The 21,357-nt window shown below is 41.0% G+C and carries 25 protein-coding genes; 9 read left to right on the forward strand and 16 right to left on the reverse strand.

What is annotated here, in order from left to right:
• Position 1 precedes the first annotated feature (1 nt).
• Both LVD17_RS06690 and LVD17_RS06695 read left to right on the forward strand, forming a co-directional pair.
• Positions 2-1,468 (forward strand): glutamate synthase subunit beta, encoded by a 1,467-nt coding sequence (locus tag LVD17_RS06690; protein ID WP_233765610.1) that lies wholly within the window; start codon positions 2-4, stop codon positions 1,466-1,468.
• Positions 1,469-1,548: 80 nt separating this feature from the next.
• A complete protein-coding gene (locus LVD17_RS06695; protein WP_233765611.1) occupies positions 1,549-2,010 on the forward strand; it encodes a 3-oxoacyl-ACP synthase in 462 nt (153 codons plus the stop codon).
• Here LVD17_RS06695 and LVD17_RS06700 read toward each other — a convergent pair whose 3' ends face one another.
• Genes LVD17_RS06700 through rimO form a run of 3 tightly spaced genes read right to left on the reverse strand, consistent with a single transcriptional unit; the run spans position 2,011 to position 5,479 of the window.
• Entirely contained in the window at positions 2,011-2,580 is a 570-nt protein-coding gene (locus LVD17_RS06700; RefSeq protein WP_255702565.1) for a 5-formyltetrahydrofolate cyclo-ligase, read from the reverse strand.
• On the reverse strand, positions 2,573-4,132 hold the full coding sequence (gene bshC, locus LVD17_RS06705) for a bacillithiol biosynthesis cysteine-adding enzyme BshC (protein ID WP_233765613.1): 1,560 nt from the start codon (positions 4,130-4,132) through the stop codon (positions 2,573-2,575). Before bshC ends, LVD17_RS06700 begins: the two co-directional genes overlap by 8 nt.
• Positions 4,133-4,168: 36 nt before the next feature.
• Positions 4,169-5,479, reverse strand: coding sequence for a 30S ribosomal protein S12 methylthiotransferase RimO (gene rimO, locus LVD17_RS06710; RefSeq protein WP_233765614.1), 1,311 nt, complete (start codon positions 5,477-5,479; stop codon positions 4,169-4,171).
• 193 nt (positions 5,480-5,672) lie between these two features.
• Here rimO and LVD17_RS06715 point away from each other — a divergent pair, with 193 nt between their 5' ends.
• Both LVD17_RS06715 and LVD17_RS06720 read left to right on the forward strand, forming a co-directional pair.
• Complete coding sequence (locus LVD17_RS06715) at positions 5,673-6,119, forward strand: DUF6452 family protein (RefSeq protein ID WP_233765615.1); 447 nt, start codon at positions 5,673-5,675, stop codon at positions 6,117-6,119.
• Positions 6,100-6,816, forward strand: coding sequence for a DUF6048 family protein (locus tag LVD17_RS06720; protein WP_233765616.1), 717 nt, complete (start codon positions 6,100-6,102; stop codon positions 6,814-6,816). The genes LVD17_RS06715 and LVD17_RS06720 overlap by 20 nt, the downstream gene beginning before the upstream one ends.
• Here the strand turns inward: LVD17_RS06720 and LVD17_RS06725 are convergent.
• The 8 genes from LVD17_RS06725 to rpmB all read right to left on the reverse strand — a co-directional run bounded on the left by LVD17_RS06725 (position 6,813) and on the right by rpmB (position 11,717).
• Complete coding sequence (locus LVD17_RS06725) at positions 6,813-7,820, reverse strand: metal-dependent hydrolase (protein WP_233765617.1); 1,008 nt, start codon at positions 7,818-7,820, stop codon at positions 6,813-6,815. The genes LVD17_RS06720 and LVD17_RS06725 overlap by 4 nt on opposite strands.
• Positions 7,821-7,941: 121 nt before the next feature.
• Positions 7,942-8,439 (reverse strand): SRPBCC family protein, encoded by a 498-nt coding sequence (locus LVD17_RS06730; RefSeq protein WP_233765618.1) that lies wholly within the window; start codon positions 8,437-8,439, stop codon positions 7,942-7,944.
• A 110-nt stretch (positions 8,440-8,549) separates the two neighbouring features.
• Entirely contained in the window at positions 8,550-9,458 is a 909-nt protein-coding gene (locus LVD17_RS06735; protein WP_233765620.1) for a helix-turn-helix domain-containing protein, read from the reverse strand.
• 144 nt (positions 9,459-9,602) lie between these two features.
• Positions 9,603-9,815 carry a hypothetical protein gene (locus LVD17_RS06740; protein ID WP_233765622.1) on the reverse strand — a complete coding sequence of 71 codons (213 nt, stop codon included), beginning with the start codon at positions 9,813-9,815 and terminating at the stop codon, positions 9,603-9,605.
• A 196-nt stretch (positions 9,816-10,011) separates the two neighbouring features.
• On the reverse strand, positions 10,012-10,974 hold the full coding sequence (gene ftsY / locus LVD17_RS06745) for a signal recognition particle-docking protein FtsY (RefSeq protein WP_233765624.1): 963 nt from the start codon (positions 10,972-10,974) through the stop codon (positions 10,012-10,014).
• 135 nt (positions 10,975-11,109) lie between these two features.
• Complete coding sequence (locus LVD17_RS06750; RefSeq protein WP_233765626.1) at positions 11,110-11,265, reverse strand: DUF4295 domain-containing protein; 156 nt, start codon at positions 11,263-11,265, stop codon at positions 11,110-11,112.
• Between the two features lie 2 nt (positions 11,266-11,267).
• Complete coding sequence (rpmG, locus tag LVD17_RS06755) at positions 11,268-11,450, reverse strand: 50S ribosomal protein L33 (RefSeq protein WP_233765628.1); 183 nt, start codon at positions 11,448-11,450, stop codon at positions 11,268-11,270.
• Between the two features lie 27 nt (positions 11,451-11,477).
• Complete coding sequence (gene rpmB, locus LVD17_RS06760) at positions 11,478-11,717, reverse strand: 50S ribosomal protein L28 (RefSeq protein WP_233765630.1); 240 nt, start codon at positions 11,715-11,717, stop codon at positions 11,478-11,480.
• Positions 11,718-12,024: 307 nt separating this feature from the next.
• Between rpmB and rocD the strand changes: the two genes are divergently transcribed.
• Together rocD and hemB are read left to right on the forward strand one after the other, a co-directional pair.
• A complete protein-coding gene (gene rocD, locus LVD17_RS06765; RefSeq protein WP_233765632.1) occupies positions 12,025-13,272 on the forward strand; it encodes an ornithine--oxo-acid transaminase in 1,248 nt (415 codons plus the stop codon).
• Between the two features lie 247 nt (positions 13,273-13,519).
• Positions 13,520-14,491 (forward strand): porphobilinogen synthase, encoded by a 972-nt coding sequence (gene hemB / locus LVD17_RS06770; RefSeq protein ID WP_233765634.1) that lies wholly within the window; start codon positions 13,520-13,522, stop codon positions 14,489-14,491.
• 2 nt (positions 14,492-14,493) lie between these two features.
• Here hemB and LVD17_RS06775 read toward each other — a convergent pair whose 3' ends face one another.
• The 5 genes from LVD17_RS06775 to LVD17_RS06795 form a co-directional block, all read right to left on the reverse strand.
• Positions 14,494-14,697 carry a hypothetical protein gene (locus tag LVD17_RS06775; RefSeq protein ID WP_233765636.1) on the reverse strand — a complete coding sequence of 68 codons (204 nt, stop codon included), beginning with the start codon at positions 14,695-14,697 and terminating at the stop codon, positions 14,494-14,496.
• 56 nt (positions 14,698-14,753) lie between these two features.
• The gene (locus tag LVD17_RS06780) at positions 14,754-15,920 is read right to left on the reverse strand and encodes a DKNYY domain-containing protein (protein WP_233765637.1); all 1,167 of its coding nucleotides are present in this window, start codon (positions 15,918-15,920) and stop codon (positions 14,754-14,756) included.
• A gap of 5 nt (positions 15,921-15,925) precedes the next feature.
• Positions 15,926-16,300 (reverse strand): co-chaperone GroES, encoded by a 375-nt coding sequence (locus LVD17_RS06785; RefSeq protein ID WP_233765639.1) that lies wholly within the window; start codon positions 16,298-16,300, stop codon positions 15,926-15,928.
• 13 nt (positions 16,301-16,313) lie between these two features.
• A complete protein-coding gene (locus LVD17_RS06790; RefSeq protein WP_233765641.1) occupies positions 16,314-17,618 on the reverse strand; it encodes a DNA recombination protein RmuC in 1,305 nt (434 codons plus the stop codon).
• Between the two features lie 139 nt (positions 17,619-17,757).
• A complete protein-coding gene (locus LVD17_RS06795) occupies positions 17,758-19,386 on the reverse strand; it encodes a S41 family peptidase (RefSeq protein WP_233765643.1) in 1,629 nt (542 codons plus the stop codon).
• A gap of 209 nt (positions 19,387-19,595) precedes the next feature.
• Between LVD17_RS06795 and LVD17_RS06800 the strand changes: the two genes are divergently transcribed.
• From LVD17_RS06800 to def, 3 genes are read left to right on the forward strand one after another with little or no spacing between them, the layout of a single operon-like run.
• Complete coding sequence (locus LVD17_RS06800) at positions 19,596-20,336, forward strand: hemerythrin domain-containing protein (RefSeq protein ID WP_233765644.1); 741 nt, start codon at positions 19,596-19,598, stop codon at positions 20,334-20,336.
• Positions 20,336-20,755, forward strand: a complete 420-nt coding sequence (gene ruvX / locus LVD17_RS06805; protein ID WP_233765646.1) for a Holliday junction resolvase RuvX — start codon at positions 20,336-20,338, stop codon at positions 20,753-20,755. The genes LVD17_RS06800 and ruvX overlap by 1 nt, the downstream gene beginning before the upstream one ends.
• Before the next feature lie 47 nt (positions 20,756-20,802).
• Positions 20,803-21,357: a peptide deformylase gene (gene def / locus LVD17_RS06810; protein ID WP_233765648.1), complete on the forward strand. Its 555-nt coding sequence runs from the start codon at positions 20,803-20,805 to the stop codon at positions 21,355-21,357.

The following is a 21,357-nucleotide window of genomic DNA, read 5'->3' on the forward strand; positions in this document are numbered from 1 at the left end:
TATGGGACAGAAGGACGGATTTTTACAATATAACAGAGAATTGCCTCAATCGAGGCCTCCACAGGAGCGGATCAAGGATTTCAAGGAGATCTATGATGAATTCCCTGAAAAGAAAACCAATGAGCAGGCTGCCAGATGTATGGACTGCGGAGTACCGTTTTGTCATAATGGTTGCCCTTTAGGCAATGTCATTCCTGAATTTAATGATGCCGTTTACCGTGAACAATGGGAAGAAGCCATACAAATTCTTTCTTCTACCAACAATTTCCCCGAGTTCACGGGCAGAATATGCCCGGCGCCCTGTGAGGCCAGCTGCGTGCTTGGCATCAATAAGCCTCCAGTAGCTATAGAACATATCGAAAAGACCATTGTCGAGAAGGCTTATGAATTAGGGTATATCACCCCCCATGTCCCTAAAAGCCGGACAGGCAAGAAAGTAGCTGTCATAGGCTCAGGCCCTGCGGGCCTGGCCGCAGCTGCCCAGCTCAACAAAGCAGGGCACTGGGTAACCGTCTATGAGCGCGAAAACCGAATTGGTGGATTGCTAAGGTACGGTATACCTGACTTTAAGCTTGAAAAGTGGGTGATCGATCGCAGGCTGGAGATTATGAAGGCCGAGGGTATCAAGTTTGAAGTAAATGCCAATGTAGGTATCACTATTCCTGCTGAAGAGATTAATGAAAATTATGATGCAGTTGTAATCTGTGCGGGATCCACTCTTCCGAGAGACCTGCCTATTCCAGGACGAGAACTGGATGGGGTACATTTTGCCATGGATTTTCTCACTCAGCAGAATAAGGAAGTTGCTGGTGACGAGCTCTGCGACAAGAAAATCTCTGCCAAAGATAAGGACGTGTTGGTCATTGGTGGTGGAGATACAGGATCTGACTGCATCGGGACCTCTCACCGTCAGGGAGCCCGGTCTGTTACACAAATTGAACTTTTAAGTAAACCGTTTCCTAATAGAACAGAAAACGACCCCTGGCCATTATGGCCAATGACTCTGCGCACCTCTTCTTCTCACGAAGAAGGGGGCCAGAGACAGTGGGCCATTTTAACGAAAGAATTTATTGGAAACAGCCAAGGCCAATTAGAAAAGGCCAGGCTTATAGATATTGAGTGGAGTATAGATAACAACGGAAAACAGGGTTTCAAAGAGGTACCGGGCTCCGAAAGAGAAGTACCGTGCCAACTTGCCTTGCTGGCGATTGGTTTTCTTGCTCCTGAAAACAAATTGCTCACAGCCTTTGGCATCAATACAGATCCGCGGGGCAATGCAGATACAAAAGATTACCAAACTAATGTAGGACATATCTTTGCTGCCGGTGATGCCAGGAGAGGTCAGTCATTGGTAGTATGGGCCATTTCCGAAGGCAGAGAAGCTGCTATTGCTGTGGATAAGTACCTCATGGGTGAAAGCCGGCTGCCTTCAAAAGATGACTCTTTTTTAAATGTAATGTCATATTGAAATAAATAGAGATCTCTGCAAACAATAATTTCTTGTAATTGTGTTTATTTGGTATCTTAAATTATTGATACCAAATAAACATGAATCCTCAAACAGGTTTAAAACAACAACTATATGACAAGTGCCACGAACTCGTGGACCAGCGAATAAAAAACGCTAAAGACGCCATGGATTCCGCGCAGGAGGCAGCCAACGATGAGACAAAAAGTTCGGCAGGCGATAAATATGAAACGGGAAGGGAAATGATGCAGCAGGAAATGGAAAATAATGCTGTACAGTTGTCTGAAGCCAGGAAACTTAAGGAAATTATTGACAGGATAATTCCGGGGAAAAGCTATGACACCGTGCAGACAGGCAGCCTCGTACTTACCAATAATGGTAACTTCTATATTTCTATTGGTCTGGGTAAGATTACCTTGGACGGAAATGATTATTTTGCCATAGCGCCTTCATCACCACTCGGCACATTATTAATGGACAGGAAGGCTCAGGAAAGTATTGAGTTGAATGGACGAAAATTCGTCATTGAAAAAGTGATGTAATCAAAATTCGTAGATTTCAAAAGGGCTTACACAGGCATCCAGTTTCACATCCATTTCATCCGAATACTCTATGGTATCCAGCGGTGGTGTCAGTGCAAGTCCTACTTTTTTTGCGTGAGGCACTTTTTTCAAAAACCTGTCATAAAACCCCTTGCCGTAACCAATTCTATGTCCCAGCTTATCAAAACTAATCAGAGGAACCAACACAAGGTCTATCTCTTCTATATCTGCCGCCTCCCCTTCTACAGGTTCAGGTATACCCCATTTGTTTTTCTCGATACGGGTTCTGTCATTAAGAATGTAATGTGATAATTCCCCCTTAGGCAAAGTTTTACAGATAGCAATTTTTATATCCGGATTGAGCTCTCGCACTATCCTTATTATGGTGAAAGTATCTACTTCATATTTATCTGTCATGGAAAGGAAAATATGCATAAACCTGACCTGAACAAAATCTATGTACTCAATCAACTTATCAGCAAGCAATCTGTTTCTTTTATTATACTCCGGAGGGCTTAGGGTAAGCCTCTTCGCTAGATACACTTGTCTTAAGGTATTTTTATCAACCATCAACTAATACATTGAACCTGTAATCGAAAGGCTCAAAATAAGTAATTAATCGCTCAATAAAAGAGGGATCGGACTGATAAAAATTAAGAAAATTATCTACTCGCTCCTGGGGGCTACCATTAGGGAAAAGCTCATCAAGCACGGCTTCCACCTGTCTCAACCTGTCAGATTGGTGTCTTTTTTCAGCTCTTACAAATTTTTTCTCAATATTTTCAAGCTTCCTTTTTGTCTTAACCTGCTGAGCCTCTACATGAGGGGCTAAAGTTGGGTCTATTTCTGCTGCCTGGGCCTTTATTTTTTCAAATTGCGAAAGAATTTCCTCCATTTGCCCATTAAGATGAATGTCACGCGAAGAGTGTTCCTTTACCGCCTTTTTATAGAGGTCATCTTTATCTAAAAACAAGTCTTCTATAGCCAAATGAGTCTTTTCCCATTTATCGGAAATATTTTTGGGCATTATCAAAGCAAAGCTTCGGGGCATCACTATAGGGAATACTATTTTATGGAGATCAAAAACAGGTTTGAGCTGCAGCCAATAGATCACCTCTGCAGGGCCTCCTATATAGGCAAGGTTTGGTAAAACACATTCTTCATAAACTGGCCTCAAAACCACATTTGGACTGAAACGTTCGGGGTGACTATCGATAAGAGCCCTCATTTCCTCCTCTGTAAATTCCAACTCAGAGTCCAAAACCCTAAATTTTCCTTCTTCTTTTACTATTCGATTTCTCAGCCCATCCTCCAGATAAAAAAAGTTAATGGATCGTGGGTAAATCTGCGTTTTGTAGCCTAGTTCATCAAGCTTTTTCGACTGACTTTCAACCAATTCGTTAGTTGAATTTCTGAAAATGTCCTCCTCAATCACCGGCTGGAACAACTTCTTTAAAGCATGATTGTCACCGTCGATGGCAATGAGGCCGTATTGTCCAAAGAGTTCATTCACATAGTACCGGACTGCGTCTGCCAAGGTTTTGTGTCCTAGGTAAGCTTCTCTGAAAAATTCAGGCATTCCTGGAACTGCATTAACAATCTCCTTCAACTCTCCCGGGTTAAACCGCCCTACAGCACCGGTCTGATCTGTTTCCCAATGATGTTTCTTGCCGTTTAACCGGAAATAGCTGATCTCATCAAAGTCATGATCTTCAGAAGCCATCCAGTATACAGGTACAAAGTTTTTTTCAGGATAAACAGCCTTCAACTGCTTACAAATATTAATAACTGTTACAATTTTGTAGATGAAGTAAAGCGGACCTGTAAAAATATTGAGTTGATGACCTGTGGTAATAGTGAATGTATTGGGGTCTGTAAGCAAGTCCAGACTCTGGCGTGTTGCTCCGGAGAGCTCTATACCCTGATATTGATCCTCCAAAACCTGACAAAGGATCTTTCTGCTTTCAGGAGAAAAATTTTTTGTTGCAATCTGCTCTTTAAACGAGTCTATTGCCGGCCGCTGTCCATAAAATTCCCTAAGCTGATCTTTTCCATGGATATAATCGAGGAATAGTGATGAAAATTGATGGGTATCCTTGTAATCAACTTTAGTCAGGTTCATATCGGTAAGTTAAGAGGTCACTTTTTACAGTAACGGTCAAATGACTTCACCATACAAATCGAATTCTGTAGCATCATTGATCTTAACATTTACAAAATCTCCCAGCCTTAAATGTTTTGACTGTTCCTCAATAATAACTTCGTTATCCACTTCAGGTGAGTCGAATTCCGTTCTTCCTATGAACTGTCCTCCTTCTTTTCTGTCAATAAGTACTTTGAAAGTCTTACCTATTTTCTCCTCATTCAGCTCATAAGAAATCTTTTCCTGTACTTCCATTACGGCATTTGCCCTTTCTTGTTTCACTTGTTGAGGAACATCGTCTGTAAAATTATATGCGTGGGTATTTTCTTCGTGCGAATAGGTAAAGATACCGAGCCGGTCAAACCGAGACCTTTCCACGAATCCCAGCATTTCGTCAAAATCTTCCTGAGTTTCTCCCGGATATCCAGCTATTAGAGTGGTTCTCAGGGCTATTTCCGGCACCTTTTCTCTTATGGTTTGTATCAACTCTTCCTGCTTCTCACGGGTTGTGCCTCTACGCATATGTTTTAATATGCGAGTTGAGCCATGTTGCAAAGGCATATCCAGATAGTTGCAGATATTATCACGCTCTGCCATAACATCAAGCACATCCAAAGGGAAACCCGTAGGAAAGGCATAATGCAGCCTGATCCATTCAATGCCTTCAACATCCGATAAGTGACGGAGCAAATCTGCAAGGTTTCTTTTTCCATAGATATCGAGCCCGTAATATGTTGAATCCTGAGCAATCAACAACAATTCCTTAGTTCCATTTTTAGCAAGGTTTTTAGCTTCGGTAACCAGCTGTTCGATAGTTTTGGAAACATGCTTCCCCCGCATGATAGGTATTGCACAGAATGAACATGGTCTGTCGCACCCTTCAGCTATTTTTACATAAGCATAATGATTGGAGGTAGTAAGTATCCTTTCTCCCACCAATTCATGCTTATAATCTGCTTTAAATTTCTTCAGGAGCATAGGCAGCTCCATAGTACCAAAGAAAGCATCAACTAAAGGAATCTCCTTTTCAAGGTCATCCTTATACCTTTGTGATAAGCAACCTGTTACATACAACTTATCAATCAATCCTTCCTCTTTGGCATCGGCATATCGCAGTATGGTATCAATAGATTCCTGCTTAGCATTGTCTATGAAGCCACAGGTGTTTACAATAATAACATTAGCATCATCGTTTTCCGCTTCATGACTGGCATTTACCTTATTCCCGCGAAGTTGGGTAAGCATCACTTCAGAGTCTACCAGATTTTTGGAGCACCCGAGTGTTACTATATTTACCTTATCCTTCTTTCTTCCCTTGGTTTTCAAATTACTTAATATTTAAAAGTGACTGCAAAATTAGCAAAAGTGAATGGTAATGCGAAAGTAATTGTATTGTACCACAAAAATACATAGGCCTGCTGCTCTCAGATAATCAACTATGGCACGCCTTTGATTACCTAAAGTTTATGATCATTTCACCTTCAGTTCTTGTTGCAATACTTATATTTGTGCCCTATTCATGAAAATAGTTATACCGATATTAATTCTCTCAGCAGCCATTGTTTTAACCGGCTGTCTTGATGACCCTGATTGCAATAGCCAAACAACCAATTTTGTAAACATAAAGTTTTACAATAGTGATAATAATGAGGTTGATACATTAAATATTAACGAAATCACTATATCAGGCACTGACAGTGTGTTTCTGGAAGAGACAGATGCATCATACATTAAGCTTCCTCTCCGGCCTGATACTGTTCAGACTACATTTATTTTTGATTCGGAGCTGGGCATTGACACATTGATTTTAAAATATAATATTGGTACTCGTTTAGTCTCTGAGGATTGCGGTATAGAAATGGTCTTCTCGGAGTTAGATTATACCAGGAGCGATTTCGAGTCTATTGAAGTAGTGAACAAAATACTTGTGGAACAAGTCACTGAAGATGTTAAGATATTTAATTAGTATTTTCCTGCTTACCATTACTACCCTCACTTACGCCCAAAAGGTAAAGGTGCAGCTTGATACCACCAGCAGGCGATTTATACCTACCGGCATCAGGGTTGGCGGTGATCTCATTGGCTTTGGAAAAACACTCCGCAAGGATGATTACATGCAGTATGACTTTCAGGCAGACATAGATTTCTACCGCTACTTCCTTAATGTCGAGTACGGACAAATGGAGCGAACTCTCGAAAACGCTACAGCTACCTACAAGGTAGAAGGTAGCTATTTCAAAATCGGACCAGACATTAATTTTTTGCACAGGGATCCTGATCAGAGTGCCTTATTCTTCGGGCTAAGGTATGCCTCCACCACGTTTTCTGACAACCTCAGCTTCAGCTATACAAATGATACTTTTGGAGATGGAAATTCAGAAATTTCCAATAACGACCTAAAAGCTGACTGGTTTGAGATGGTTACCGGCATGAAGGTAAAAATGTGGAAATTTATATGGTTGGGCTATACTGCAAGATTTATGTTTGGTGTAGATACATTTGAACGCAACGAGCTTATTCCCAATGAAATACCCGGGTACGGACGAGCTGACAAAACTGTAAGCTGGGGATTTAATTATTACCTGATATTTAGGATTCCTTTAAGAAAAGGAGCCCAGACGATTGAACTTCCTTCAGCCGATGAAATAAGCAACCAGCGTTAATTCCCCGTTATACGCCTCCACAATTGCTTCAACATTTTTCGCCCATCTTTAAAATTTTTTTCCACCTCATCCACCTGTATACCGGATACAGTTGGGTAAATATGGTACGCGAAGACAAAATTGCCCTCACCTGCCTCCCATCCACTGCTTTGTCCGAATCGCAAGTCATTAAGGATTATCCCGTGATCTGCAACTTCCACGGTATACCAGTTTTCGGTTATCTCAGTAAGCTTTTTAACTTCTTTATATGCTCCATATTCACCCAGGAGTTCGTGGTTACCAGGGAAAAAATCATACTTTATTTTACGATCCTCATCCAGAAAGGAGTAATATCCAATGTAATACCCCTTGTCAGTTTCCACATTTACGGTCCACAAAACAATATTCAAAGGGGCTGGTCTGCTATCGTAACGCTCAACTTCAATCCCCTGAACATCAAACGAATTTTCAAATACCTGATTGGCCTGATACTTGGCCACCAGCGTAATTACAAGATATCCCGAGCTTAGTATCAACCCTGCATGGTTCAGCTTTCTTCTCTTGCCGCTATTTTGCGGTAAAAACACCAGCCATACCAGGCTTATCAGTAGTGGCAGTGTATAAAGCGGATCAATAACAAACACGCTTTTGAAAGCCACCCGGTAACTTGCCGGCCAGAACAACTGAGTGCCCCAGGTAGTAAAACAGTCCAATAGTGCATGGGTAAACAGGCTCAGAAATACCAGTATCGTCCAGTCCCGCCAGGTAGCATTACTTTGCCGGTACAGGCGTCTTATGCCAAATCCAAGCACCGGGGATATAATCACAGCAAACAGCAGTGAGTGTGAAATCCCCCGATGAAAGTCCAGGGCCTCAACAGTAGAGAGGAAATGGCGGCCAATAACATCCAAATCAGGAATAGTACCACAAATGGCTCCCCACATTACGGCTTTATTTCCTGCTTTTTTACCCGCAACAACCTCCCCAACTGCTGCACCAAGTAATACCTGAGTTACAGAATCCAAAATTGCATAAACTTGATAAGCGGCTAAGATACCCGATAAATTCTATTGTAAAAACGGATACGTAAGTAGGCTGCTTCTGAAAGCAAAATTATCTCTGGCCCCCAGGTATTAACCGTGACCCTCAGGATGTTATTACATTGGTAATCTCCATTTTCCTGTTGCGAAGGTCAAGCCCTCCTTCAAGAACAGATTTCAGATTTGCCATGTAAAATATCCAGCCGCGAGAGTCCCCTACAAAATACTTTAGCGCAGTTTCTGCATCAGTGGGTAAGTCACTCTCTACAAGTTCAACTATAGTCTCCCCGGACTCTTCATAAATCGTAATTGTAACTGGGCACCCCATGGAGAATGTAAAACTAAAAACATTCTCTCCATTGGCTTTTAACACCTTGCCTTTTTCCACTACACTATCAGGGTATCCGTGCCAATACCACTCATAGGTGTCTCCTTCAACTATCGGGGCTTTTGCTTCTTTTATGTTTCCTTCAGCGTCTTTAAAAACAGCCTTTCTCAGAAACCACGCCTCCAACGCCTCCCGCGAAGTCCAGGCTTTATAAGTAGCTGCCACGTCCGTCTTGACATTGACTCTTAGTCGAAATTTGCTCCATTGATTTTCCATAATATGTCTTTTTTGTTTTGCTCAAATCTATCACTTGGTATAAAAGATCATTTATCGAAAATTGACAATTTATAATTAATGCCACGCCACAGTTAAACAATAGTCCATCACTACGGAGTATCAATGTTTGTTTCACGATAGAATTTAGGTGAAACACCAACCCTGGCCTTAAAAAGCCTGCTAAAAGATGACAGGCTATCAAAGCCCACTGCATGGCAAACAGAAGATACCGACTGACCTCTCGCAGAAAGCAGGACCTGCGCTTGATCTAACCGTACCTCGATTAAATATTGGTGTGGGGTCAGTCCATAGGTCTTTTTGAATACTCGTAAAAAATGGTACGGATTTAACATAGCGACATCAGCCATTTTCTCGACGGTAACAGAGGATGCATGATTTTGCTCAACCCAAGCCCTGACCATTGACAATCGTTTATACAGACTTACCCGGGTAGAATTTTTAACTACTCCCAGTTTTGAAGACACCTGAATAGCCTCAAAGTTTTCCAAAATAACATTATCAAGTATGGTTCGGATGAGCATATCGGCTTTCAGTGCATGGAAAGAAGCACAACTAGTCCCCAAATCAATCAGTAGGGGCAGGAAATTCTTTAATGAGGCATTCGCATAGTGAACGTGCTCAATAAGTGAATAGTCATGGTAATCTTTAATATTTTTACCTGGCTTTGGATTGCGTTGAAATAAAGAATCCGTGATAAGTTCCGACAAAACGTTGTTGAAGTACAGAATAATAAAAACTCCTTTTTTTTCTCCCTTAATGGACAACTGGCTGCCCTTATTGAGAAATACAAATGAATCGCTATCCAGGTGCAGGTACTCTTCATTAACTTCAAAAACGGCTTTACCCTCCTGCACCGCCACGAGTCCTAAACCCGCTGTATGCCTGGGATAGCTATACCCCTTATCAAAAGACTGCACATAAAGGCAATGGTCAGAAAAATGCGGTATGTCTTCACTGATTATAAGAGGGTGTATTTTAGGCAACTGTTTAAGTATCATTTATAAGGGTTTCCTGTTGGAAAATAGTGAATCTTCCCGGTCTTGACAATGATATAAAGCTGTCAGAAAATTCTGCCCACCTTCAAGTCAAAGATGAAATCGAACAAGCAGACAAACCTGTTAACCATACTGCTTAGCGTTGAACTAGTTAACGCACTGTCCCTGATGTGATTTTATACCCTCATAAATCAAATACGGCACGGCTACAAATCCGGCAAGTGCCTCAATAGCATGTACACTATTCAGTCTGATACTCAGACCTATGAGCATAAACAAAACAGAGACAGTACCAATTACAAAGATAAACACACCAATAAATCTCCGGTATTTATTTTGCATGGCTTTTATCTCGTTCACTGAATAAGTTTTGGCAGAATTACACTGGGTACAATATAAACCAATCTTTACCCCACGCTTTTTTGCCAATGCAAACCTATCCGCCACGTTCTCTTTAAAACAAATGAACGCTCCGCATGAAGTACATTTGGTCTGTAAATTCACATTAGGAATAACATATTGCGGAAATATAAGTGAAAAGAGGAAATAATAGTAATTAAACAGACTTCTTAAAGAAGGAATCAACGAACTCCATCTTATTAAATACCTGAAGGTCATCCACTTTCTCTCCAACCCCTATATACTTCACAGGTATTTTAAATTCATCTGATATGCCAATAACCACCCCTCCCTTAGCCGTTCCGTCTAATTTGGTAATAGCCAGAGATGTAACATCGGTCGCTTTAGTGAATTCCCGGGCCTGAATTGCAGCATTCTGACCGGTGCTGCCATCGAGAACCAACAGCACTTCATGTGGGGCATCAGGTATAAATTTCTGCATTACCCTCTTGATCTTGGAAAGCTCGTTCATGAGGTTAACTTTGGTATGTAACCTTCCGGCCGTATCAATAATAACAACATCCGCATTGTCTTCCACACCTTGTTTAACTGCATCAAAGGCCACTGCTGAAGGGTCGGTATTCATGCCCCGTGCTATTACAGGTACTCCTACACGCTCTCCCCACAGTTTAATCTGATCTACAGCAGCGGCTCTAAAGGTGTCAGCTGCTCCAAGAACCACTTTATGCCCCTTCTTCTTAAACTGTGCGGATAATTTACCGATAGTCGTAGTCTTACCGACACCATTTACACCAACGACCATGATCACGTAGGGCTTTTTACCCTCCGGAAGTGAAAAATCACTCAGGTCCTGAGTATTGTTCTCTGCTAAAAGGCCTGCTATTTCTTCGCGAAGTATCTTATCGAGCTCCTCCACGCCCAGATATTTATCCCGTGCTACACGGTCTTCAATCCTATCAATGATCTTAATAGTGGTATTTACTCCAACATCAGATGTTATAAGCACTTCTTCAAGTTCATCAAGTACCTCTTCATCTACCTTGGATTTCCCTACAACGGCTTTACCCAGTTTGGTGAAAAAATTTTCTTTAGTTTTTTCCAGTCCCTTATCCAGGGACTCCTTCTTTTCTTTTGAAAATAACCCACTAAAGATCGACATATTCTTATTGATTCTAATGATTAAGAAGAGTGACAGCTACCTTCGCAATACTCCATTTGAAGATAACGAAAAAGTCCCTCCTGAAGGTTATCAGAAAGGGACTTTTTCTAATCATTTAATATTTTAACGAAACTCTTAGCTTTTAGCTAAAGTATCTTTTACCTGATCAACAGGAACCATTTCTTCCTTGAAAGTGTAAGCACCAGTCTTCTCAGACTTTACAGCTCTGATCACTTTAGCGAAGTTTTTACCTTCTTTCTTCTGGAGGGTTGCAACTACCTTCTTAGCCATAATTATTTAATTTCTTTGTGAACAGTATATTTCTTAAGAATAGGGTTATACTTTTTCAACTCCAACCTCTCGGTAGTGTTCTTTCTATTCTTAGTAGTGATATATCTTGAAGTACCAGGCATACCGCTATTTTTATGCTCAGTACATTCCATGATCACTTGTACTCTATTACCTTTCTTAGCCATGATAAAATATTATTAAATGCTTTATTACTAAACTAATGTGTTGCCGTTTGCCCTGGCTTTCTTCAAAACGGCTGCAATACCATTCTTGTTAATGGTCCTTAAAGCTGAAGTAGAAACTTTCAAAGTTATCCACTTATCTTCCTCTGGAAGATAGAATCTCTTCTTCTGAAGATTTGGATTAAATCTCCTTTTGGTTTTATTGTTTGCGTGAGAAACATTGTTTCCTACTTGAGGCCTCTTTCCGGTGATCTGGCAAACTTTTGACATCTTTATAAAAAATTAAAATTTGTACCTTTTTCAATTGGGTCTGCAAATATCGGAAAAAGATTATTAATATTCAAAAGACTATTGAATATTTTAATCCACACCCATCTGCTTCAATTTCGGGAAATGAAATTCAAACAATCGGTAAACTCTGAAAAGTTAGGGCAATATGCCTCCGACTGGCTGACAAATATACACTTAATTTTACTACTTTTGTAGTTCAGGATGATTTCTCTCCTTCTAAAACGAGGAAAGGATGACTACTCTCCGTGATGAGTGGTACATTTTCTAATTATTAAATCATACTGTTATGGTAACACTCACAAAATCAAAATTAACCTCTCAGGAAACAATACAACTCGAGGATAAACACGGAGCGCATAATTACCACCCTCTTCCGGTAGTATTAGCTAAAGGAGAAGGGGTATTCGTCTGGGATGTTGAGGGCAAGAAGTACTACGACTTTCTTTCCGCTTACAGTGCGGTAAACCAGGGCCACTGCCACCCTAAAATCATCAACACATTAAAGGAGCAGGCAGAAACCCTTACGCTTACATCACGGGCGTTTTTTAATGATGTGCTTGGGGTTTACGAAAAGTTTATAACCGAGTATTTTAAATTTGATAAAGTTCTGCCCATGAATACCGGTGCAGAAGGAGTTGAGACTGCCATAAAGATCTGCAGGAAGTATGCTTACGAAAAACGAGGCATTGCTGAAAACGAAGCAAAGATCATTGTATGTGAAAATAACTTCCACGGAAGAACAACTACTATCATTTCATTCTCAAATGACGAGGATGCCAGAAAAAATTTCGGGCCGTATACTCCCGGGTTTGTTCGTGTGCCTTACAACGACCTTGATGCTCTTGAAGCTCAATTGAAGGAAGAAAATGTGGCCGGATTTTTAGTGGAACCCATTCAGGGAGAGGCCGGTGTGTTTGTGCCCGATGAAGGATACCTTTCAGAAGCCGCGGCTTTGTGCAAGAAATACGGAGCCTTGTTTATAGCTGACGAAATCCAGACCGGTATTGCAAGAACAGGAAAATTACTGGCATGTGATCATGAAAATGTTAAACCTGATATGTTGATCCTTGGCAAAGCACTTTCAGGAGGGGTGTACCCTGTATCCGCTGTACTCACCAGCAATGAGGTAATGAATGTGATCAAACCAGGACAGCATGGAAGTACTTTTGGAGGAAATCCTCTTGGCTCTAAGGTGGCTATTGCTGCACTTGAGGTAGTCCAAGAAGAAAACCTTGCGGAAAATGCCGAGCGACTGGGGGTTATTTTCAGAGAGAGGATAAACAAATTTATTGAGGGCTCTGACCTGGTAAAACTGGTTAGGGGCAAAGGACTTCTTAACGCAATAGTGATCAACGACACCCCTGAAAGTTCTACCGCATGGGATATTTGCGTTGCTTTAAAAGAAAATGGCCTGCTGGCAAAACCTACTCACGGAAATATTATCAGGTTTGCGCCTCCTCTGGTTATGACTGAAGAGCAACTGCACGAATGCTGCGATATCATTGAAAAAACCATTACAGATTTTAAGAAATAACAATATTTCTCAATACATGAACTTCATAACCCGGCGATTTTGAATCACCGGGTTATTTTTTGGCTCCATATATTTAGATCCAACCCAAAAAATAACACCAAAACCAGGCACAAGTAGTGCTTTCGGCACTTTCAGCTCGCCCCTCCAGATACTACAAAGAGAATATCCCATATTCACCTGGGGGGATATTGCAAATTCGAGGACTTCCTGCTTCGCGCATAAAGATGAGGTTTGCTATATTTGCCACATGATGATCAGACCAAGAAGAAACCGTAAATCTGCCGTGATCAGAGCCATGGTAGAAGAGACAAAAGTTACTACTGACGACCTGATATTCCCTTTGTTTTTACTGGAGGATCCAAAGGGTAAAATAGAGGTAAATTCTATGCCTGGCATATACCGGCTTGGGATTGATCACATGCTCAAAGAAATTGAAGAATGCCTCAAACTTGGTGTTGCTGCATTTGACATTTTCCCCGTAGTAAACGAGGCCCATAAAGACAAAATGGCTACCAAGAGCCATGATCCAGGTTTCTTCTACATCACTGCGCTCAAAGAGGTTAAAAAGAGATTTCCAGAGGCTTGCATCATGACTGATGTTGCCATGGACCCATACAGCTCTGACGGGCACGATGGTATTGTGGATAAAAATGGTAAAATACTGAATGATGAAACCCTTGAAGTGCTGGGCAAAATGGCACTCACCCAGGCCGAGGCTGGTATCGACATCATAGGGCCGTCTGACATGATGGACGGACGGGTGGGCTATATCCGTGACATCCTGGATGAAAATGGTTTTGCCGAAACTTCCATCATGTCGTACAGTGCTAAATATGCCAGTGCTTTCTATGGTCCGTTCAGAGATGCATTGGACTCGGCTCCAAAAAGTGGTGACAAAAAGACCTATCAGATGAACCCTGCAAACCAGCGAGAAGCGTTGATTGAAGCCGACCTGGATGTGGAAGAAGGGGCTGATTTTCTCATGGTGAAACCAGCATTGGCTTACCTGGATGTAATTAAATTGTTAAAGGACAACTACGAACTTCCTATTGCAGCTTATAATGTTAGTGGTGAATATGCCATGGTAGCTGCTGCTGCAGAAAAAGGGTGGCTCGATAAAACTTCTGCCATGAATGAGAGTCTGCTCAGCATAAAAAGGGCCGGTGCGGACATTATCCTGACGTACTTTGCCAAAGAGTTTGCTAAAAACAAGAGATAAGGTTACAACTCGCTGATCTCGAAATCTCCTCCTCTTCCAAACTTGACGAGGTCATGGAGTTCGTACTTTTCAAGGGTATGCAGATCTTTAAGAAGGAAGTTCTCAGAGTTCAACTTTTTGAGTGTTTCAAACTCAAAGGTTTCGTCAAAGTTTCTGAGCCTATACTTCCAGCCCACCCGCATGGCATTAATTGATAGTCCTTGCATAAGTGTGAAAGTAATAAAGTGTCAGTAATACTCAACACCCTCCACGGATAAGTTGTTTATATTTTTTCATCCGTTATCTTGCCCCATTGATAAGTATGGTTCTTATCCTTGTAGAGTACACTTTTATCTGTATTAACCGGTTCAAATGTTTCTGCGTCAGCTTCTTTGATCACAATGCCATCTCCATAAACATTGTATTTGTCCTTAGAATAAAACATATGCTCAAATACCTCGAAACTCTCCGGGTCAGCGCCATCTATAACTCTGTTTCCACAATATACCCGGTTTTTATCTTTACTGTAATAATTCTTTACCACCCTGAAAGAACGTGAATCCACACCGGGCAATTCAACACCATCATAAACCACCTTATCATCAAACAGCAGGAAATTCTCCCCTAAAAAATTGATGCTATTACTATCGTAACACTTGAATGACACCAGCGAGTCGACCTCCACGCCATTAAGGTATTGCTGAAAGTCGTATATGCTGTCTTTATCTACGATGTAGCGTTCATCCACTTTTTGAGCTGTTGCAGGATCTATGGCAGATTCCCTAATGGAAAAACTTTTAAGGAGGTAAACTTTGTTTTTGTCTTTAGCAAAATGCCCATTAATAACTTCGAAAGTTTGATAGTCTACATCGACCTTTTGATAATTGTAAAAGTAGCTAGCATCATCCTTTGACCAATCCTGGTCTAATTTGACAAAGGTTTTAGGGTTTGCCTCCACTATTGCAAACATATAACGGCCGTCTGGCACCTTCTCTCTTAAATCATCGGCAATGTAGCGCACCGGAAGATAAACGCCATTTTTATCAAAACACAAAAATTCCTTAACCTTAAAAGTTTCCCGGTCCACCTCACCATCTATAATGTGGTCTTGATAAAAGATATGATCCTTGTCCTTTCCAAAATCCCTGTCAATTACCTCAAAGGAAGAAACATCGGCAGAATCAACCTTGGAATTTCCTAGCGCAAACCAATTCCCCATAGGACTATACCGAATCTCTCTTTTCAATTTTGAGTAGTAATAAGAATCAGACTTTTCCTTATCAACCGGCCCTGCAAATGGGCTACAGGCCTGACCGATGGCCGAAAAAATAAAAATCAGGAGATATGAAAGTGGAGAGTTTTTGAGCATAAACACTTTTTTAAAAATCAAATTAACCACCAGGGCCAATATAATGGCTGACAGATATGGGTAAGTAGTTAAATAATACATAGGGATTACAGGTTTTCTTCCCGCTCCAGCATAAGAATGGAAGCCTGTGGCACAATGAAGTATCTTTCATTTTCATACATGATCTCCACAGCGCCTTTCTGTAAAAATATGGCAAGGTCACCCTCTTCTGCCTGCAGCGGCAAATACCTCACCTGGCTCTCCTTGCCTTTCCATAGATCGTCCTCCTCGGTAGTGGGTATTGGGTATCCCGGGCCGGTTTTAATCACATAGCCGCTCTGGATCTTTTCTTTCTCCTGCACACCAGGAGGCAAAAATAAACCACTATTGGTTTTCTCTGCCTCTTTTTTGGGCTTGATCAATACTCTGTCTCCTACGACAATCAGTTTCTTCCACTTATTATCCGCTGTCAGCTTCTGCATTTTTTTAAGAACTTTATTCAGAATCACTTGCCCTGTCGATAAGTTTTTGATCCAGGATCTTACTGGTTTTCGCCCCCAGCTCCTTGATTTTGCTGGCCCTGTTCACCAGATTTCCTCTTCCCTCATACAGCTTTTTCATGGCCTCCCGATATACTTTCTGGGTTGAATCGAGGCTGTTACCAACCTTAACAAGATCTTCGGTAAAGGCTACAAATTTGTCGTAGAGGTCCCCACCCTGGCGGGCTATTTCAAGAGCATTCTGGCTCTGGTACTCATTCTTCCATATATTAGCTATGGTACGTAAGGTGGCCATTAGGGTAGATGGGCTTACAATCACTATGTTTTTATCATAGGCATCGTTAAACAACTGCACATCAGACTGCACTGCCGTACTGAATGCCGGCTCAATGGGCACAAACATCAAAATAAAATCAAGCCCTTTTACGCCATGCAATTGTTCATACTGCTTGAGATTCAATCCTTTCAGGTGATTTCTGATAGATAATATATGTGCCTTGAGATTTACCTCCCTGTCCGCCTCATCGCCTGCAACATACTTCTCATAGGCAATCAGCGATACTTTAGAGTCGATGATAATATTTTTATCCTCAGGAAGGCGGATGATCACGTCAGGCTGGAATCTTCTTCCTTCCTCGTTGGTAAATGATTCCTGTACGAGATATTCACGGCCTTTTTCGAGGCCAGATTTTTCAAGAATGCTTTCCAGAATAAATTCTCCCCAGTTACCCTGGCTTTTGGTATCTCCTTTCAGTGCCCTGGTCAGGTTTTCCGCCTCACGGGTCATTTGTTGGTTCAGTTCGCGAAGGCCTTTAAGCTGCTCACGAAGTGCTGTACTTTGCTCAAGGCTTTCCTTACTGTTCAGTTCTACTTTTTTCTCAAACTCCGTTATTTTTTCTCTTAAGGGGTTAAGCAGCTCTCCCAGGTTTATCTTGTTCTGATCGGTGAATTTTTTACTCTTTTCCTCAAATATTTCATTGGCAAGATTTTTAAACTCCAGGGAAAACTTCTCTTGAAGCTTTTCCAGCTCCTGCTTCTGATCGCGTAACTTCTCCTGCAGATTGCGGTAATCTGCTTCCGTTGATGAAAGCTTATTGTTCAAATCAAGCACAATGCCCCGCTCCGATAAAAGCTCCTTTTTAAGGGTATCAGTTTCGCGCTGAAGGTTAGCTACCCTCTCCTTTTCTACCTGTAGGGCAGCTTCTGAGTCTTTTGCTTCGCTCGCAAACTTAAATTTTGCAATCATCCAGACCCCAACTCCACCTATAACTATACCGCTTATTAACCAAATTATCTCCATACAAGACCAAAGATAATCAATTAGTAAAAGCATGGAATACATATCCCTTACATAATTAAGTAGTACCCTTCTGCAATAGAAAAAGCCCACCGACATTACGCCAGGTGGGCTTTTATAAATACAGTTTATATCCTATTCGCTAAAACTTAGCTCTTTCCAGGTTACCCGCTTCATCAAAAAGTTTAACAGCATGCTCCAGTATCTCATTGGTATGATTATATATCGGATAAAACCCTTCATTATTCCATATCTGCCTGGCAATCTGCGCTTTTACATGAAGTTTAAACAAATCCTTCGATTTTTCAAGATCTTTATAATTTGGTTTTACACCATTGGCTTTCCCCGCTTCTACCAGATCATTAAGCATTTGGCCAGTTACATTAAAATTATTATAGAATTCTTTGTAATCCATAGCATTCAACCTGACTTTATTCTTCGCCACATAGTTGAAAGTATATTCCTGTACTGAATTACTGGTAAAAAGTTTGTTCAAATAAGTTGAAGTAAGGCTTGTATCCAACGGCACAAAATAATCGGGCATAATGCCTCCTCCTCCATAAACTGTCCTGCCATGTGCAGTCTGATATTTCAATGAATCCGTGAACTTGATGCTATCAGCACTAAAAAACTCTCCGTGCTCGTAACGATCTACAATATCATGAGCGTATTCGTCTTTATCTTCATAGGGCTTCTGAATTGACCGTCCACTTGGAGTATAATAGCGAGATATCGTCAATCGCAGTTCCGAGCCATCATTTAGTTCCATAGGAGCTTGCACCAACCCCTTTCCAAAAGTTCTTCTTCCCACCACCAGGGCCCTGTCGTTATCCTGCAAAGCACCGGTAACAATTTCGGAGGCAGAAGCGCTGCCTTCATTGACCAGTACGATGAGTTCACCTTCTTCAAATTCTCCCTTTCGACTGGCATTAGCCTTGCTGTTGAACCGCTCCTGCTTACCTTTGGTATAAACAATAAGCTTGCTATCGGACAAAAATTCATCAACCATATTAATGGCATGGTTCATATACCCCCCAGGGTTTCCTTGCAGGTCTAATACCAGCTTTTTCATCCCTTGTTTTTTCAGCTTTCTGAGAGATGTTAAAAATTCCTCATATGTTGTTGCCGAAAACCGGCTCACTTTAATGTAACCAATCTCATCATCAATCATATAGCTGGCATCAACAGAATACTGAGGTATTTTATCTCTGATTATCGTAAATTCTATTGGCCCCTTCTTCCCCTTTCTTTTAACAGTAATAGTTACCTCCGTTCCTTTAGGACCCTTCAGGTGCTCCTGAACATCTCGATTAGTAAAGCCAACGCCTGCAACATCTTCTCCGTCTATCTTAATGATCTTGTCACCAGACATTACACCTACGGCCTCGCTGGGTCCCCCGCTCAATGGTGATACAACTACGATAGTGTCTTTAAATATATTAAACTCAACCCCGATACCCTCAAAGTTACCTTGCAGATCCTCATTAGCTCTGATCCTGTCCTCAGCTGAGATGTAAGTACTGTGAGGATCCAGTTTAGTAAGCATATTTTCAATGGCTTCTTCCACCAGTTCATCAGTATCTACCTGATCTACGTAGTTTCGATCGATCATAGATAGTACCTCCTTAAACTTCTGCATGCTGGAGTTAATGTCATTCTGCACTGGAGAGGAATCGGTGAATGTAGCCCCAATAAGAATTCCTGCGGCCATCCCTATGAATAAAATAATTGGAAGCCTGATCTGGTACTTTGAGTTATTATATTGATTCATTGATTCACTGCTTTACGATTTTCTATAGAACTAAAACAAAGAAAAATAAATTTCCTGAATTTAAATATATAGGATATTAACGGGACACAAACAATAATTGTTGACATACAGTACTTAACCTTATGACTTATGTCATGTTATTTAATAAATTACTTTAGGTTTCGTATATTTACATTGCAGTTTTTCACTCTATTTAGACAGCCTTAGCCTTGAATAACAAAAAGATTATAGAGATTGTAGACGATAATTATGTACATGCCTCTGTACTGTTCTATTTCGGTATAGAGTTTTACGACTATTCTCAAAAAACTCTTGAACAGGCATGCAGGGAAAGAGGATTAAACGTAAATGCTGTAATACAAAAACTGGAGTCTGTTTACCATTGCGTCGAGGAAAATCTCTCCTTAAGGGAATATCCTGTAGAACTTATAATAGAGTATCTGAAGCACACTCATTATATCTTCATTAAGCAAAAGCTGCCTTACATAGCCCGCATAATTGACAACTTCCATGCCGGCCATCCTGATTATGATTTTATTGAAAAGGATTTGAAGTTTGTTTTCCCACTTTTCGTTGAGGATTTCATTCATCATATTTACCAGGAGGAAGACACCCTTTTTTCGTATATCTCTGCTCTATACAAATTCACTAAAAACAACTGCAACATTTCGCAGGTCTTTTATCTTATGGAGAAGCATTCACTTCAGAGGTATGCGGTAGAGCACAGCGAGCATGATGATGAAATGAAAGGTATACGCCGGATCACCAATGACTACGCCTACGATAAGCAAACGCCATTGCATGTCAGGATTATCTATGAAGAACTAAAAGATCTTGAACGGAGCCTTGTCACACACGCCAAGATTGAAAATGACATCTTATTTCCAAAAGCACTTATGCTGGAAAAAGAGGTGAAAGCACGTTTCAGGGAAACCATCAGGTTTAACTAGTGGGTAGGATCTTAGGTATAGATTATGGCCTGAAGAGGACTGGTATCGCCACTACTGACCCTATGAAGATCATTGCCTCTCCACTTACAACAGTTCCCACAAAGGAAATTTTTGATTTTTTAACAGATTACTGCTCGAAAGAGCCTGTGGAGAGGTTTGTAATAGGCATGCCCAAAAACCTCCGGAATGAAGACACTCATGCCACAGCAGCTGTTACAAAATTTATAAATAAGCTTAAGAAGCTCTTCCCTGATGTGGGCATTAATGAGGTGGATGAACGATTTACAAGCAAAATTGCATTCTCTGCAATGGTGGAGGGCGGCATGAAGAAAAAGGACAGAAGAAATAAAGCCAACATCGATAAAGTAAGCGCAGCTGTGATTTTGCAATCCTATCTGGATTGCAACCCCTCTTTTTGAAAAAATATATTAATTTTGAATGAATTATAAGGAAACTTGAACAGTAGATGATATATCCTATAGTAGTATACGGAGATCCCGTGCTAAAGAAGAAAGCAAGGGACATAGAGAAAGGTGAGATAGATGTCAAACAGCTCAGTGAAGATATGTTTGAGACCATGGAAGCTGCAAGTGGTATTGGAATAGCAGCCCCCCAAATTGGAAAAAGTCTGAGGATATTTGTAGTGGACGGACGTCCTATTGAGGATGAAGATATGGAGGACTTTAAAAAAGTATTTATTAATCCGCAAATACTGGAAGAGACCGGGGACGAATGGGCTTTTGAAGAGGGGTGCCTTAGTATACCAAACATCAGAGAAGATGTATTCAGAAATGAAAGGCTCACCATACGCTACTTTGATGAAAACTGGGAGGAACATGAGGAGACGTATGATGGTATGAAAGCCCGTATCATTCAGCATGAATATGACCATATAGAAGGAATCTTGTTTACGGATCATCTTTCACCTCTAAAGAAGCGTATGCTAAAAGGAAAACTCCAGAACATAACTAAAGGAAAGATGAAAGTGGACTACAGGGTAATACTCCCTGCAAAAAAATAA

It is taken from the genome of Fulvivirga ulvae, assembly GCF_021389975.1.
Lineage (GTDB): Bacteria > Bacteroidota > Bacteroidia > Cytophagales > Cyclobacteriaceae > Fulvivirga > Fulvivirga ulvae.

What these genes read in the sequence shown, in the direction of transcription:
- LVD17_RS06690 (WP_233765610.1), top strand. Translation starts at nt 2, where the DNA reads ATGGGACAGAAGGACGGATTTTTACAATATAACAGAGAATTGCCTCAA.
- LVD17_RS06695 (WP_233765611.1), top strand. Translation starts at nt 1,549, where the DNA reads ATGAATCCTCAAACAGGTTTAAAACAACAACTATATGACAAGTGCCAC.
- LVD17_RS06700 (WP_255702565.1), bottom strand. Translation starts at nt 2,580, where the DNA reads ATGGTTGATAAAAATACCTTAAGACAAGTGTATCTAGCGAAGAGGCTT.
- bshC (WP_233765613.1), bottom strand. Translation starts at nt 4,132, where the DNA reads ATGAACCTGACTAAAGTTGATTACAAGGATACCCATCAATTTTCATCA.
- LVD17_RS06715 (WP_233765615.1), top strand. Translation starts at nt 5,673, where the DNA reads ATGAAAATAGTTATACCGATATTAATTCTCTCAGCAGCCATTGTTTTA.
- LVD17_RS06720 (WP_233765616.1), top strand. Translation starts at nt 6,100, where the DNA reads ATGTTAAGATATTTAATTAGTATTTTCCTGCTTACCATTACTACCCTC.
- LVD17_RS06730 (WP_233765618.1), bottom strand. Translation starts at nt 8,439, where the DNA reads ATGGAAAATCAATGGAGCAAATTTCGACTAAGAGTCAATGTCAAGACG.
- LVD17_RS06735 (WP_233765620.1), bottom strand. Translation starts at nt 9,458, where the DNA reads ATGATACTTAAACAGTTGCCTAAAATACACCCTCTTATAATCAGTGAA.
- ftsY (WP_233765624.1), bottom strand. Translation starts at nt 10,974, where the DNA reads ATGTCGATCTTTAGTGGGTTATTTTCAAAAGAAAAGAAGGAGTCCCTG.
- LVD17_RS06750 (WP_233765626.1), bottom strand. Translation starts at nt 11,265, where the DNA reads ATGGCTAAGAAGGTAGTTGCAACCCTCCAGAAGAAAGAAGGTAAAAAC.
- rpmG (WP_233765628.1), bottom strand. Translation starts at nt 11,450, where the DNA reads ATGGCTAAGAAAGGTAATAGAGTACAAGTGATCATGGAATGTACTGAG.
- rpmB (WP_233765630.1), bottom strand. Translation starts at nt 11,717, where the DNA reads ATGTCAAAAGTTTGCCAGATCACCGGAAAGAGGCCTCAAGTAGGAAAC.
- rocD (WP_233765632.1), top strand. Translation starts at nt 12,025, where the DNA reads ATGGTAACACTCACAAAATCAAAATTAACCTCTCAGGAAACAATACAA.
- hemB (WP_233765634.1), top strand. Translation starts at nt 13,520, where the DNA reads ATGATGATCAGACCAAGAAGAAACCGTAAATCTGCCGTGATCAGAGCC.
- LVD17_RS06775 (WP_233765636.1), bottom strand. Translation starts at nt 14,697, where the DNA reads ATGCAAGGACTATCAATTAATGCCATGCGGGTGGGCTGGAAGTATAGG.
- LVD17_RS06780 (WP_233765637.1), bottom strand. Translation starts at nt 15,920, where the DNA reads ATGTATTATTTAACTACTTACCCATATCTGTCAGCCATTATATTGGCC.
- LVD17_RS06785 (WP_233765639.1), bottom strand. Translation starts at nt 16,300, where the DNA reads ATGCAGAAGCTGACAGCGGATAATAAGTGGAAGAAACTGATTGTCGTA.
- LVD17_RS06790 (WP_233765641.1), bottom strand. Translation starts at nt 17,618, where the DNA reads ATGGAGATAATTTGGTTAATAAGCGGTATAGTTATAGGTGGAGTTGGG.
- LVD17_RS06795 (WP_233765643.1), bottom strand. Translation starts at nt 19,386, where the DNA reads ATGAATCAATATAATAACTCAAAGTACCAGATCAGGCTTCCAATTATT.
- def (WP_233765648.1), top strand. Translation starts at nt 20,803, where the DNA reads ATGATATATCCTATAGTAGTATACGGAGATCCCGTGCTAAAGAAGAAA.